This window comes from Candidatus Erwinia dacicola, assembly GCF_001756855.1.
Taxonomy (GTDB): domain Bacteria; phylum Pseudomonadota; class Gammaproteobacteria; order Enterobacterales; family Enterobacteriaceae; genus Erwinia; species Erwinia dacicola.
The window spans coordinates 1-14,186 of sequence record NZ_MAYS01000128.1 but is presented as its reverse complement, the minus strand read 5'-3'; the positions used below and the strand labels follow the sequence as shown (position 1 = coordinate 14,186).

At 51.6% G+C, this 14,186-nt stretch carries 14 protein-coding genes; 11 read left to right on the top strand and 3 right to left on the bottom strand.

Translation table 11 applies throughout. The annotated features are described in order from the left end of the window. Positions 1-326: 326 nt before the first annotated feature. Positions 327-1,529 (top strand): multidrug effflux MFS transporter, encoded by a 1,203-nt coding sequence (locus BBW68_RS03975; protein WP_070134097.1) that lies wholly within the window; start codon positions 327-329, stop codon positions 1,527-1,529. Between the two features lie 186 nt (positions 1,530-1,715). On the opposite strand, the gene BBW68_RS03970 is transcribed toward BBW68_RS03975, so the two are convergent. Continuing rightward, positions 1,716-2,741 carry an alpha/beta hydrolase gene (locus tag BBW68_RS03970; RefSeq protein WP_245675201.1) on the bottom strand — a complete coding sequence of 342 codons (1,026 nt, stop codon included), beginning with the start codon at positions 2,739-2,741 and terminating at the stop codon, positions 1,716-1,718. A gap of 272 nt (positions 2,742-3,013) precedes the next feature. On the opposite strand from BBW68_RS03970, the gene BBW68_RS03965 reads away from it, so the two are divergent. The 9 genes from BBW68_RS03965 (at position 3,014) to BBW68_RS03925 (ending at position 11,510) form a co-directional block, all read left to right on the top strand. Next, positions 3,014-4,180, top strand: a complete 1,167-nt coding sequence (locus BBW68_RS03965; protein WP_186821266.1) for an aldo/keto reductase — start codon at positions 3,014-3,016, stop codon at positions 4,178-4,180. A 14-nt stretch (positions 4,181-4,194) separates the two neighbouring features. After that, positions 4,195-4,875: a heavy metal response regulator transcription factor gene (locus BBW68_RS03960; protein WP_070134095.1), complete on the top strand. Its 681-nt coding sequence runs from the start codon at positions 4,195-4,197 to the stop codon at positions 4,873-4,875. A 15-nt stretch (positions 4,876-4,890) separates the two neighbouring features. Next, complete coding sequence (locus BBW68_RS03955) at positions 4,891-6,315, top strand: heavy metal sensor histidine kinase (RefSeq protein WP_070134094.1); 1,425 nt, start codon at positions 4,891-4,893, stop codon at positions 6,313-6,315. Positions 6,316-6,411: 96 nt separating this feature from the next. Beyond that, a complete protein-coding gene (locus BBW68_RS03950; protein ID WP_070134093.1) occupies positions 6,412-6,891 on the top strand; it encodes a (R)-mandelonitrile lyase in 480 nt (159 codons plus the stop codon). Next, positions 6,869-7,630, top strand: coding sequence for a carboxymuconolactone decarboxylase family protein (locus BBW68_RS03945; protein ID WP_070134092.1), 762 nt, complete (start codon positions 6,869-6,871; stop codon positions 7,628-7,630). Before BBW68_RS03950 ends, BBW68_RS03945 begins: the two co-directional genes overlap by 23 nt. Positions 7,631-7,639: 9 nt before the next feature. After that, complete coding sequence (locus tag BBW68_RS03940) at positions 7,640-8,224, top strand: flavodoxin (protein WP_070134091.1); 585 nt, start codon at positions 7,640-7,642, stop codon at positions 8,222-8,224. A gap of 106 nt (positions 8,225-8,330) precedes the next feature. Further along, positions 8,331-9,395 carry an alpha/beta hydrolase gene (locus BBW68_RS03935; RefSeq protein ID WP_070134090.1) on the top strand — a complete coding sequence of 355 codons (1,065 nt, stop codon included), beginning with the start codon at positions 8,331-8,333 and terminating at the stop codon, positions 9,393-9,395. A 247-nt stretch (positions 9,396-9,642) separates the two neighbouring features. Then, entirely contained in the window at positions 9,643-10,494 is an 852-nt protein-coding gene (locus tag BBW68_RS03930; protein WP_070134089.1) for an aldo/keto reductase, read from the top strand. A 26-nt stretch (positions 10,495-10,520) separates the two neighbouring features. Continuing rightward, positions 10,521-11,510 (top strand): aldo/keto reductase, encoded by a 990-nt coding sequence (locus tag BBW68_RS03925; protein WP_070134088.1) that lies wholly within the window; start codon positions 10,521-10,523, stop codon positions 11,508-11,510. A 34-nt stretch (positions 11,511-11,544) separates the two neighbouring features. Here BBW68_RS03925 and BBW68_RS03920 read toward each other — a convergent pair whose 3' ends face one another. After that, positions 11,545-12,438, bottom strand: coding sequence for a LysR family transcriptional regulator (locus BBW68_RS03920; protein WP_070134087.1), 894 nt, complete (start codon positions 12,436-12,438; stop codon positions 11,545-11,547). A 148-nt stretch (positions 12,439-12,586) separates the two neighbouring features. On the opposite strand from BBW68_RS03920, the gene BBW68_RS03915 reads away from it, so the two are divergent. Beyond that, positions 12,587-13,372: an SDR family oxidoreductase gene (locus BBW68_RS03915; RefSeq protein ID WP_070134086.1), complete on the top strand. Its 786-nt coding sequence runs from the start codon at positions 12,587-12,589 to the stop codon at positions 13,370-13,372. A 34-nt stretch (positions 13,373-13,406) separates the two neighbouring features. Here BBW68_RS03915 and BBW68_RS03910 read toward each other — a convergent pair whose 3' ends face one another. Next, complete coding sequence (locus tag BBW68_RS03910) at positions 13,407-13,991, bottom strand: recombinase family protein (RefSeq protein WP_070134085.1); 585 nt, start codon at positions 13,989-13,991, stop codon at positions 13,407-13,409. Between the last annotated feature and the right edge of the window lie 195 nt (positions 13,992-14,186).

Here is a 14,186-nt window from a genome sequence, read left to right as displayed (position 1 = left end):
GTCCGCTTGGAAAACGGAAATTATCCTACGCTAAGACTAACCGACGGCTTTATGGCGAAATTCTGCTTACATTAGATAGGGGGCATGCTGTTTTATGATCTGATGATTCATGCCCTTGTCTGCAAACACAAATCGATCCTGAAACGGAAACGATACCTCCCTATAAGGCACTAAGATAAGTGCCTGTTCAAAACATTCTTTCACTACCATCGCAATTCACAATATTAATGAATGTAATTCATAGTCCCTATCCTCCCGCCTGTGATTATCCGCATGAACAAACCCGTTAACATGCCCCCTTATCTCTTCATGTCCAACGGAGCCCCATGCTTAATCAACAGGCACAAATACAGTCAGCTACAGCTAAAAAAAACGGTATATCGTTTCTACTCATTCTCAGCGCCCTAATGGCTGTTACCTCTTTATCAACCGACATCTATCTTCCAGCTATGCCGGTCATGGCGAAAGATTTACAGGGTGATGCAGAGCTGACAATCACAGGGTTCCTTATTGGCTTTTGCTTTGCGCAACTGATATGGGGACCGATTAGCGATCGTTATGGGCGTCGTCTGCCGCTGTTTATCGGTTTAGGTCTATTCATCATCGGCTCAGTGGGCTGCGCGTTATCAAAAGATATCGTGCAAATAGTCTTCTGGCGTGTTTTTCAGGCGTTAGGTGCCTGTACCGGGCCGATGGTGGCACGAGCGATGATCCGTGACCTGTTTAGCCGCACTCGTGCAGCACAAATGCTTTCGACACTGATGATCATCATGGCCATCGCGCCGATTGCCGGGCCCCTGATCGGCGGGCAGATGATTAAAGTCACCTCGTGGCATGCCATTTTCTGGCTGCTGGCGATTATCGGAACATTAATGCTGATGTCTTTATTCTGGTTGCCGGAGACATTACCTGCTGAAAAACGCTCGCAAGCCTCCGTAACCAAAGCCTTTCACAACTACTATGCCTTGCTAACTAACGCCAAATACATGCGTTTTACGTTATGTCTGACGTTCTACTACGTTGCTGCCTACGCCTTTATCACCGGTTCTCCGTTTGTGTATATCACGTACTTCGGTGTTGACCCGCAGCATTACGGCTGGCTATTTGCAGTAAACATTGTTGGGCTGATGGCGGTGAGCATGGTCAACAGACGTCTGGTTCACCGCTATCCACTGGAAGCGTTGCTCAAGAATGCCGTATTCATCGCCACTATTGCCGCAATAGTGCTGGCGATCGCAACAGGCCTGGACGTAGGTGGAATTACCGTGATTGTCGGGGCTGTGTTCGTGTTCTTCTCGATGAATGGCATCATCGCTGCTACATCCACGGCTTGCGCACTTGATGCAGTGCCCAATGTAGCAGGATCCGCATCGGCGCTAATGGGGGCATTACAATACGGAAGTGGCATTATCTCTTCACTGCTTCTCGCCCTGTTCAGTGATAGCACGCCATGGACGATGGGCTGGATAATTGCGTTGTTTACAGCAGCCAGCGCTTTGATGGCATTGACCGTTCAGATAAAAAAATGACCACCACATATCCACCACGCTTATGAATTTCATTCATAGCGCCTATTTGAGTGGCGTAATTATCCTGAACCGCAACTTCGTTAGTCTGATGAGATTGCATGAATAGAGAATGTGAGATGCAGCCGAAAATGACTATAGCTGATGGCATGCCCCAGCCTGCGCGGCCAGGGCGTCATCGGAGGCTGACTAAATATTCTTTTCGAAGAAAACGTCTAATTTTTGCATTGCCTGGTCAACGTATTCAGGCACCCAATACGTCTCGATATGAGTAGCGCCATTGATCAGGAAAAGTTCTTTATCCTTCGTACCGGTAGCCTTCGCATACGCATCTTTAGTCATATAGAGCGTATCCGCTTTTGTACCGGCAATCATCAGCAGGGGTTTATTGATGAGATTGATATGGTCCGTTACGTCAAAGCTCATCAGGTCTAACAGGCTGCTTGTGGTGTATTTAAACGTTGAGTTCGGGTGTGCGTGGGTTTTCCAGTAGTACTCGTAGCCCTGTCGATATAGGGCAAAAGGCAATTTAGCTATCTGTTCATCAGTCAGGTTAGCATCACCGGAGTAAAGCACTTCGCCTCCGGCTGCTTCCTGAGCGTGTGCGTCAGAAGCTTGCTGAAGACGCTGCTGGACCGTATCCAGCTGTGAATCTTGCATGCCGTTGCGGCGCACAAGACCTGAATTAAACATGCTTATAGTTGCTATCGATTTGAACCGCTTGTCAGTTTCGGCCGCAACAAGTGAATATCCTCCGCCTCCGCAAATGCCAAGCAGACCGAGGCGGGAAGTATCAACCCCCGGATACTGGCTAATGTAGTCAGCCATGCCGTGAACGTCTTCAATACGGTTAGCCGGTTTATCCACGCTGCGAGGCATACCACCGCTAGCGCCCTGATAAGCCGCGTCGGCGGTAATCGTAATATAGCCATGTTCAGCAAGTCGCTGCGCATACAACCCGGCGACCTGTTCTTTTACGCCGCCATTAGGATGGGCGACCACCACGGCAGGGTATTTTTTGGCGGGATCGTAGTTAGCAGGCGTATAGACATTCGCGGCAATCTGGATGCCATGCAGATCGTACTTCACCGGATGAATGTTGACCTTGCCTTTGACGTTCTCGGTGATGGCACCGTCATAGACGAGTGTGAATGGATTTTTTTTGTAATCAGCCGCATTGACTGAGGTCACCCCGGCCATTGCCGTGAGTAGCATTGCACTGATAAGTGTGAATTTCATGGTCTCTCCCGATTAGTGTCGGCCTGGTTATACAGGCTCGCAGAATCAAATTTGCAGGCTCAGAGTAGGCAAAGATGGCTGTCAGCATCGTGACGGGGAAATAACATTTTCGTCAGGAAACGGACCGGGATGGTGAGTGTTTCTGACAACGCTGTCAGGTAACTGTCAGCTTTATGTTGGCAATCAGGAGGCAGAATGGTCTCGTTTAATGTGATTCATGTTCAATTTTCTGAGAAAAGGAGCGATCAATGAAAAGCCAGAATGACCCAACAATGCCAGCGCGACGCAAGCTATTAGTCGCCGGGGCGGGTATTGCCGCCGCCTCGCTGATCCCGCACGTATCGGCGGCGAACGAGTCCTCTCAGGTCAATTCATCCAGACAAACCGGCCAACGCAATGTTCCTCCGGGCAAGCGTAAACTCGGGAAGCTGGAAGTCTCAGCCGTCGGTCTGGGCGTGCAGAACATGAGTCGTAAATACGACACGTCTGTTCCCTGGCGTCCCGAGATGGTCAATGTTATCCGTCGGGCATTTGATGAAGGGGTGACGTTTTTCGACGCAGCTGAAGCCTACGGCACCTGGGAAGTAGAGAAAATTCTCGGGGAGGGTATCGCTCCTTTCCGGAACAAAATTGTTATTGCCACCAAGTTTGGCTGGAACATTGATCAGCAGACCGGCAAGCGCCTGCCGGGCCTTAACAGCAGACCGGACCATATCAGACTCGTCGTCGAAAACATGCTCAAACGCCTGCGTACCGATCGTATCGATTTACTGTATCAGCACCGGGTTGACCCACAGATCCCGATCGAAGATGTCGCCGGGGTGGTGAAAGATTTAATGGATCAAGGGAAAGTCCTGCACTGGGGGCTGTCTGAAATGGGCATCAACACGCTGAGACGCGCCCATGCGGCATTACCCGTTACTGCCGTACAAAGTGAATACTCCATGCTCTGGCGTGGCCCTGAAAAGCAGGTACTTCCGCTGTGTGAAGAGCTGGGAATTGGATTCGTGCCATGGAGCCCACTCGGCGTGCAGTTCTTAACGGGCTGGATTGATGAAAAAACACGATTCGCTGCCGGTGATATACGGGCGACAGAAACGCGCTTCTCTCCCGACAACCTCCCGCACAACTTACAGCTGGTTGAACTACTGAAATCCTGGGCAATAAGAAAAAATGCCGTGCCGGGGCAGGTTGCACTGGCATGGCTCCTGGCCCGTAAACCCTGGATTGTTCCCATCCCTGGCACCACCAATAAAGACCATATGCTGCAAAACACAGCGGCTACCGCTGTATCGCTGACTTCCGCAGAGATGACCGAGCTCACCCGCTCACTGGATGCGATCACTATCCAGGGTCAACGTCTGCCGGATGCCGTGCAGGTTTATTCCGATGTTGAAGCACCGTTGAAAAGTTAAGAGGAAGTCCCGTTATGCGACTGTTGTTAGTCGAAGATGAAGAAAAAACTTCAACCTATCTCTCCCGTGCGCTGGGTGAGTCAGGGTTTACGGTAGATGTCTCTGCAGATGGCGCGGAAGGTCTTCATTACGCGCTGGAGTTCGACTACGACGCGATAATACTGGATGTCATGCTGCCGGGGATGGATGGCTACCGGGTACTTGAGGGGGTGCGGGCAACCAAACAGACGCCGGTGCTGATGCTCTCGGCACGAGGATCGGTCGACGAGCGCGTTAAAGGGCTTCGTCTTGGCGCGGATGATTATCTGCCCAAGCCCTTTTCGCTTATTGAACTGGTAGCGCGTATTCAGGCGCTGGTGCGTCGCCGCGCTACGGATGGCGCAGACATCACCCAGCTGCAAATTCACGATCTGCATCTCGACTTACTGGCTCGCCGCGTATTTCGCGCCGGAACGCGACTGGAGCTGACTGCAAAAGAGTTTTCCCTGCTGAGCCTTCTGGCCCGACATCAGGGGGAGATTCTGTCAAAGATGATGATTGCGGAGCAGATATGGGACATGAATTTTGACAGCGATGCCAACGTGGTTGAAGTGGCCATTAAACGACTTCGAGCCAAAGTGGATGCGCCGTTCGATATCAAACTGCTGCATACCGTTCGTGGCATGGGGTATGTCCTCGAAGTACGGTCCGAATAAATGAAGGAGATAAGCATGCCTAAGCGTTCCATCTCCGTTCACCTGGCGCTGATGTTTGCCTTATCAGCGCTACTGATTGTTTCCGTTATCGGCATCCTGCTCAGAGGTTCTTTGCATGACTCTTTGCAAAAGCAGATGCACAACGAGCTGTTGTTCCGGGAATCATTAATGAGTCCGTGGATCACCGCACGAACCTCGGCTGACGGCTGGTCGACGCTGGCCAATAAATTCACCGTATTAACCAATTCTGAAGGTGAGCGCGTTCGCTACTGGATAGTGAGCGATAACCCACGTTTTAGCATGGGGGGAACACCCCCGGTGGGTGTTCAGTGGTCTTCTCTACAGGAAGGCTTCAATAAAGTGCCAGGTGCATCAGAAGGGGCATGCTCGCTGTTTCTGTTAGTGAAAACTATCCCCGCCAACGGCGAAAGGCCTGAGCTGCGCTATGTGGTTGCTATCGACTCCACGCCGTACATGGGCACACTCGATGCGTTCACGCGGACATTGCTGATCATTACCGCATTAGGCGTCGTGATTGTCGCCTTACTGGGGTACGTCGTTTCAAGGATCGGTCTTCGTCCCGTTGGGGCGCTCAGTAAACAGGCCCGGCATCTCGCTCCCGGGGACCATGGTCAGCGCCTGAATACCGAAGCATTACCTGACGAATTACAGCAGTTAGCATCATCTTTTAATGGCGTGCTGGAACGGCAAGAGGTCGCCTGGAGGCAGCTCGAAAGCTTTAACTCCGATGTTGCGCATGAACTCCGGACTCCGCTGACTAACCTGATTGGCCAGACGCAGTTAGGGCTATCACGCCGACGCTCGCAGGATGAACTGGAAGAGTTACTGGGCTCCAATCTGGAAGAACTTGAACGCATGACCTCGATAGTTAACGACATGCTGTTCCTGTCTCATGCTCACTCGGGTGAGCATGCTTCCCAGCTTACGCAGGTGTCCCTGCGGGAAGAAACCCTGAAAACAGCGGAGTATGTGGAACCTTCTTTTGCTGAAAAACAGCTTTCTCTGGATGTAGGAGGCGACGTCACCGCGCATATCGACCGACGACTGTTCCACCGTTCACTGGCCAATTTACTGGAAAATAGCGCAAGACACTCACCATCCAACAGCACGGTTACGGTGCGGTTAAGCGAAACCGATAATCAAGCCTGTGTTGAAGTTTCAAACCCGGGCGAGCCGATAGCGCCAGAGCACTTACACCGGCTTTTCGAGCGGTTCTATCGCGTTGACACCTCCCGGGCCAGGAGTGATACCCATCATGGGCTGGGCCTGTCGATCGTGCGTGCCGTCGCCATTATGCACCGGGGAGATGTATTTTCCCGTAGTGAAGGTGGCATCAATACATTTGGCTTCACCTTTGCAGTACAAGCGGATAAAGGGGCGGGCAATGCTCAATCCGGCACTGAGGCGGGGCAGGGTTAACTGACAGAATTGTCAGGGGGTCGTCAGCCTGACGTCATTACCCCCTCGATAAAATCATCGCAGGCAATTCCCTCTTCATTGATAAGGACGCTTTGCATGATCGGACATTTACGTTACCTCGGGCTGTTACTGCCCTTCTTCACATTTTCATCCTGGGCAGCGGAACAAAATCCCGCTGTCCACATCGCCCCCGCAGGAAGTCAGAACGCAGTGTTCGGGCCAACCGAGCACTTTACCGGTCGTGTCAGGGTTGATCCTCTCTTCAAACCGGATAACGACATCCCTGTTTCCGGGGCTTATGTCACCTTTGAACCCGGCGCTCGTTCCGCCTGGCATACGCATCCGGCAGGTCAGCGGCTGATTGTGACCTCTGGTGTTGGGCTCACCCAACAAGAAGGCCAGCCAGTGCAGGTTATCCGCGCCGGTGACGTTGTCTCTTGCCCGGCGGGCGTCAAACACTGGCACGGGGCGGCACCCGGCAGCGCGATGACGCATCTGGCGATAACCGGGATGGTGGATGGCAAAAGCGTTAACTGGATGGAGAAAGTGACAGATGAACAATACTACGCCCATTAAGGCATTAGCGGCAGCGGTACTGCTGACCTTTGATTTTGGTCTCGCGGCACATGCTGCGCCCGTCAGTAAAGGAGCCTCAGAAATGAACCACGAACAAACGGTTTCAGATACGCTGTCAGCCCGACAGCAGGCCATCCCGTTGATTGCGGCATCGATGGCCAGCAGCCAGATGGATAAGCTGAATGCAGCCCTGAATCAGGGTCTTGACGCAGGGCTCACGATAAACGAAACCAAAGAGATTCTCGTCCAGCTTTATGCCTATACGGGCTTCCCCCGTAGCCTGAATGCGCTGAGTGAACTGATGAAGGTCGTCGAAGCACGTAAACAACGTGGTATCAAGGACGTTGAGGGTAAAGAACCGGTTGCCCCGACCCCTGTCGGGGATGAGCTTCGCCGCGTCGGTACCGCAAACCAGACAAAAATCTCAGGCGCGCCCGTCCAGGGCCCACTGTTTGATTTTGCCCCGGTGATTAACCAGTTCCTTCAAACGCACCTTTTCGGCGACATTTTCGCCCGTGATAACCTCGACTGGCAAAGCCGCGAGCTGGCAACGGTTGGCGCATTAGCGGCCACGCCGGGCGTCGAATCACAACTGCTGTCGCATACGCGAGCAAGCATGCGGGTCGACCTGACGGTGTCGCAGCTGCGACAGCTGGCACAGGTTCTGCGTGAACATGGCGAAAGTGATGCAGCAACGCGAGCTGAAAAGGCGCTGCAGCAGGCGATCGTAAACAACTAGGAGTGGATTATGGAGCATGATCCCAACCGCAGAATGTTAATCACCGCACTTGCCGGGCTGACGCTGGCGAACGTTTCTTTTGCCTCAGCTGCGACCGGAACCGCAAACGTGCAGGGTAAAAGGCGTGTTCTGGTGGCGTACTTTTCCCGCAGCGGAAATACACGGGTGATTGCGGGCGTCATTCACCGCAGCCTGAATACCGATCTGTTTGAAATTGAACCGGCTACGCCCTATCCGGAAGACTATTTTCAGACCGTTGAACAGGCGAAAAATGAGCGTGAGCGGGGAGTAAAACCCGCATTGAAAAATAGCGTTGCAGATATCGCACGCTACGAGACCGTGTATTTAGGCTTTCCGATCTGGGGGACCAGCGTGCCGCCTGTAGTGCAAGCATTTCTCAGTAACCACAACTTTGCGGGCAAATTACTCATCCCCTTCATTACTCACGGTGGCTACGGTAAAGGAGACAGCGACGACATCCTTACCCGTCTCGCCCCAACTGCGCGTCGGGAAAAACCGCTGGTTATTGAATGCGACCAGGAGCGAAGAACAACTGAAACGGTTACCAGTTGGTTAGAGACAATACGCAGTTAATCGTCCGCATTCATGAGTCTGCCAAATAAGGGCAATCAGGGGTGCTAAATAATTAATGCTGACAACTCAGATATGATTGAATGGCAAACATAAAGAGGATGTAATTTTGAAGATAATCTTAAAAACGCTGGCCATCTGCGTAATGGCGGGTGGTCTGGTGGCTCAGTCTGTATACGCCGAGCCGCTGGTCATTCAGGAACAGGGAAGCTTTTCTGCGGGTGGCACCACCATCACCGCACCAGGAACATTTGACACGAAAAAGCCGCTGGACTCTGCTGGTCAAACCTACCATGGCGATCATGCGTCCGTGTTCTACCAGATTCCCGAGAATCCGCATAAATACCCTATCGTCATGCTGCACGGCGCAGGTCAGTTCTCCCGTACCTGGGAAAGCACCCCGGATGGTCGCGAAGGGTTCCAGAACATCTTCCTGCGTCGCGGGTTCTCAACCTATCTTGTCGACCAGCCACGCCGGGGCAGCGCCGGGCGCACGACGGTAGAAGGTACGGTTACGCCTAAACCGGATGAACAGCTGTGGTTTAACCAGTTCCGCGTTGGCGTGTGGCCAGAGTATTTTAAAGACGTTCAGTTCTCTCACGACAAAGAAGCGCTGAACCAGTATTTCCGTCAGATGACCCCGAATACCGGGCCGTTTGACATTAATGTTATCTCTGATGCGATGTTTGCAGTAGTGAACAAATCCGGCCCGGCTATCCTCTTCACCCACTCTCAGGGGGGCGGACCAGGCTGGTACACGGCGATGAAAAACGACAAGGTCAAAGCCATTGTCGCCTTTGAGCCTGGCAGCAGCTTTGTCTTCCCGGAAAAAGAACTTCCTGCCCCTATGCCAAGCGCGTTCGATACGCTGAAGGGCGAGCCTGTGCCAATGGAGCAGTTTATGGCACTGACCAAAATCCCGATTCTGATTATTTACGGCGATAACATACCGGATAAACCTGTCGCCATGCCCGCGCAGGACAGCTGGCGCGTACGTCTGGCGATGGCTCGCGAGTGGCGTGATGTGGTGAACAAGCATGGCGGAGATGTGACGGTGACGCATCTGCCTGAAGTGGGAATCAAAGGGAATACCCACTTCCCGTTCTCTGACCTCAATAATGTGCAGATTGCCGATTTGGTGAGTAAATTCCTGAAGGAAAAAGACCTGCAATAGGAAGAGCCAGTATTGAGCCTTCATTATTGAAGGCTCAATACAAATATCATCTTTATAACAAATATAGTGGCCTAATCCTGCCGAAAAAAAATGTTGAATATGGCGGTTTGCTTTACTACATAAAGCAAACCGTCAGCCTTGCCAGAATTAATGAACAAATATAATAAACTCTAGCTAATTACCCCATCTTATAGAATAAATCACTTTGCGTTATGCTTTTCCCACACAAAAGCTGAAGGATAACCTTATGCAAACTGTAAAACTGAACAACGGTGTTGAAATGCCCCTGCTGGGCTTTGGTGTCTTTCAAATGACGAATGCCGCTGAATGTGAGCGCGCCGTTATTGATGCCATCAACACGGGATATCGCCTGATCGATACCGCTGCGTCTTATCAGAATGAAACCCAGGTCGGGAACGCACTGAAACAAAGCGGTATCGCCCGTGACGAACTGTTTGTAACCACCAAACTGTGGTTGCAGGATACAAATTATGAAGGCGCGAAAGCACAGTTCGAACGCTCCCTGAATCGACTGCAACTTGATTACGTTGACCTGTACCTGATTCACCAGCCTTACGGCGATGTCCATGGGGCCTGGCGTGCTATGGAAGAACTGCAACAGGCAGGCAAAATTCGCGCCATTGGCGTCAGCAACTTTCATCCTGACCGACTGGCCGACCTTATCGCCTTCAACAAAGTGGCCCCTGCGGTAAACCAGATTGAAGTTAACCCCTTCAACCAGCAGTTGCATGCGGTTCCATGGAATCAAAGCCGTGGCATTCAACCGGAGGCCTGGGCACCGTTTGCTGAGGGTAAAAATGGCCTGTTCCAGCATCCCGTGTTGACGGCAATTGGGCAGAAGTACGGCAAAAGCGTCGGCCAGGTTGTGCTGCGGTGGATCTTCCAGCGAGGCATCGTTTCACTGGCGAAATCGGTGCGTAAAGAACGCATGACAGAGAACATCAACATTCTCGATTTTGAACTCAGCTCTGAAGATATGCTGCAGATTGCCGCGCTCGACACAGCAACCAGCGCCTTCTTCTCTCACCGCGACCCGGCGATGGTGGAATGGCTGACTGGCCGCAAACTTGATGTTTAAGTTGCGATAAAAGAGGTATTCAATCAATGAAAAAACGTTATCTGGGTCAATCCCGGCTCGAAGTTTCCGCGCTTGGGCTCGGTTGCATGGGCTTAAGCCACGGCTACGGCCCGGCGACCGATACCTGTCAGGCTATCGAGCTCATTCGCGCTGCGGTTGAACGTGGCGTCACCTTCTTCGATACCGCCGAAGTATATGGCCCCTTCCTTAATGAAGAGGTTGTCGGTGAAGCCTTAAAACCGTTTCGTGACCGTGTGGTCATTGCCACCAAGTTCGGTTTTACCTTCGGTACGGACAACAAGCAGCAGATTCTAAACAGCCGTCCTGAGCATATCCGTGAAGCTGTTGAAGGGTCATTACGGCGTCTTAAGACTGACGTCATTGACCTGCTATATCAACATCGTGTCGACCCGGATGTCCCCATTGAAGATGTTGCGGGTACAGTGAAAGACCTGATCGCGGAAGGCAAAGTCAAACATTTCGGTCTGTCCGAAGCGGGTGCGCAAACCATTCGTCGTGCGCATGCCGTCCAACCTGTCACTACCCTACAAAGCGAATACTCAATGTGGTGGCGCGAGCCTGAGCTGGAAATCCTGCCGTTACTGGAGGAACTGGGCATTGGTTTCGTTCCCTTCAGCCCATTAGGCAAAGGGTTCCTGACGGGATCGATTAAGCCTGGAACCACTTTTGGGAAGGATGATTACCGCAGCACAGTGCCGCGTTTCGCCGGGCAGGCGATTGAAGCCAATGAAAAGCTGGTCTCATTGCTGGGTGAACTGGCTGCAGAGAAAGGCGTGACGTCTGCGCAAATCGCTCTGGCATGGCTGCTGGCACAAAAGCCGTGGATTGTTCCTATCCCTGGTACCACCAAGCTGCACCGGCTTGAGGAAAACCTGGGGGCTGCAGACATCATTCTTTCGCAGGATGACTCGCGGCAGATAACACAGGCGCTTGAAACGATTAAAATCGTCGGCGAACGTTACTCTCCTGAGCACCAGGCTCGCACAGGCCGTTAATACCCGGACGGGTCCGCAGCGAATAGCGGACCCGTTATTCCTGGTAGCGAAGTGCATCGATCATCAGCGCAAAAGCGGGCGGATGCTGCTTACGGCTCGGGTAGTAGAGGTAATATCCGGGGAAAGATGGGCACCAGTCCTGCAGAACCTGAATCAGCTCTCCTGACTTTATGTAATCCTGCACCCTGTCTTCAGGCATACAGGCGATGCCAAAACCGGATAACACCGCATCAATCCTTTCCGCCTGCAGATTAAACGTTACCTGCCCTTCCACTCTGACCCGTAACGGTTTCCCTTCCTTCTCAAACTCCCAGTGGTAAAGTCCACCGGAAGTCGGCAGGCGCATATTGATACACCGATGATTTTGTAGCTCGTGCGGCGTTTCAGGGGCAGGGTTTGTAGCGAAATAAGATGGTGCTCCCATTACAGCCATTCTCATGTCCGGCCCAATTTTTACCGCAATCATGTCCTTATCCACGCTTTCGCCCAGACGGATCCCGGCATCAAAACGCCCCTCAACAATATCGACAAAGCCGTTATCAACCACCAGTTCAACATTGATTTCTGGATATTCCCTGAGGAAGGGTTTTAACTTCGGCCATACCAGACTTCGCGCGGAATGCTCCCCGGCAGATAAACGGATATTGCCGGAGGCAGTGCCGTTCAGTTGAACAAGCGATTCCAACTCCTGCTCAAGATCGGCAATACGAGGTTCAAGGCAGGCAATAATTCTCTCACCGGCCTCTGTAGGGGCCACGCTTCGGGTCGTGCGGGTCAGAAGGCGGATATTTAGCCTTTCCTCCAGGGCCTTCATCGCGTGGCTGAGTGCAGACTGAGAAACCCCCAGTTTACCCGCTGCTTTGGTAAAACTTCGCTCCCTTGCCACCACAAGAAAGATTTGCAGTTCGTTGAAATTTTCTTTGAGCATCGGCAATTTCCTTATGGAGGCATTCCCTTCATCGCACACTCATGAAGGGTGTTCATAGACACAATCATTTTAGCCCTATTACTGACAATAATGATAATTGATATTCTGACTTTATCGAAAATAAGTCTCAATTATCAGAAGGTTTCTCATGAAAATACTCGTTGCAGGGGCGACAGGAAGTATTGGTCTTCACGTCGTGAATACCGTTATCGAAATGGGCCATCAGCCCGTGGCGCTGGTCAGAAATAAGCGCAAAGTAAAATTGCTTCCGCGTGGAACGGATGTTTTTTACGGCGATGTTTCACTGCCTGAAACACTTACAGATTTGCCGAAAGATATTGATGCCATCATCTTCACGCTCGGTTCCGATGGCCGGGGTCGTATTGGTGCCAGAGCGATAGATTACGGCGGTGTGCGTAATATTTTACGAATATTCAGGGATACGCCTGTTCGCATTGGCTTAATGACCACGATTGGTGTGACTGAACGGCTCAGCAACTGGAATCAACGTACTGAGGTCCATGACTGGAAAAGACGTGCCGAACGTCTGGTCAGGGCGAGTAGTCATCCCTATACCATAGTCAGGCCCGGCTGGTTCGATTACAACAATGATGATGAGTACAGAATCGTTATGCTCCAGGGGGATCGACGCCATGCAGGAACGCCGGAAGATGGTGTGATATCCAGAAAACAAATCGCCCAGGTTCTGGTCAGTGCGTTGAGTAACGATGCAGCAACAAATAAAACGTTTGAGCTGGTCGCTGAGCGAGGCGAAGCGCAACCGGATTTTACGCCTCTCTTTATGGACTTGCAGGCAGATAACCCTCAAAAAAACGATGGGGTTTTAGATTTGAACAATATGCCTTTCAGTGAAGAACCTGAGTGCATTATTAACGAGCTAAATCTGTTTTCAATACACGTAAAATCAATCTAACGCCTTTGACAATTTGGTCAAATAGAGGCCAGTCTTATGACAGTTTGGCTCTGGCCTTTACTCGAAGTATAGTTTGCCGGGTAGTCCTAAATTCTCGGGCAATGGCGCTGATGCTTAAGCCTAAATTAATACGCTCAATAACGTCCTGTTTTTGTTCTTCGTTCAGGGCAGAAGGACGGCCAAAACGTTTTCCTGCCGCTTTTGCCCTCGCAATACCTGAATGTGTGCGCTCAAGCAGTAGGTCCCGTTCAAACTCTGCCACGGCGGAAATAACCTGCATGGTCATTTTCCCCGCAGGGCTGGTGAGGTCTACTCCGCCCAAAGCTAAGCAGTGAACACGAATATCTGAAGCAGAGAGCTGTTCCACTGTTTTTCTTATATCCATGGCATTACGGCCAAGGCGGTCCAGCTTGGTGACGATCAGCACATCACCATTTTCCATGCGATCAAGCAGGCGGATAAATCCGGGGCGTTCGCTGGCAGCAGCCGAACCACTAATATGTTCCTCAATCAGTCGCTGAGGCCTGATGGCAAAACCCGCCGCTTCAATTTCCCTTCGCTGATTCTCGGTGGTTTGCTCAAGAGTCGAAACCCGGCAGTATGCAAAAACTCGTGACATAGGAAACTTTCCGTACGAAATGGATGTCCGAATCATAACATCTGTCCGAAATTAATTTCACTTACTTTCGGACAGTATGGCTGACTAGTGTACGAAACCGACCGGTTTCGTACACTGGATCTCAATACTGTCCGAAAGTGAGTTAAATTGGTTTTGGACATGCGCTATAATTCGAACATCCATTTCGTACGGAAA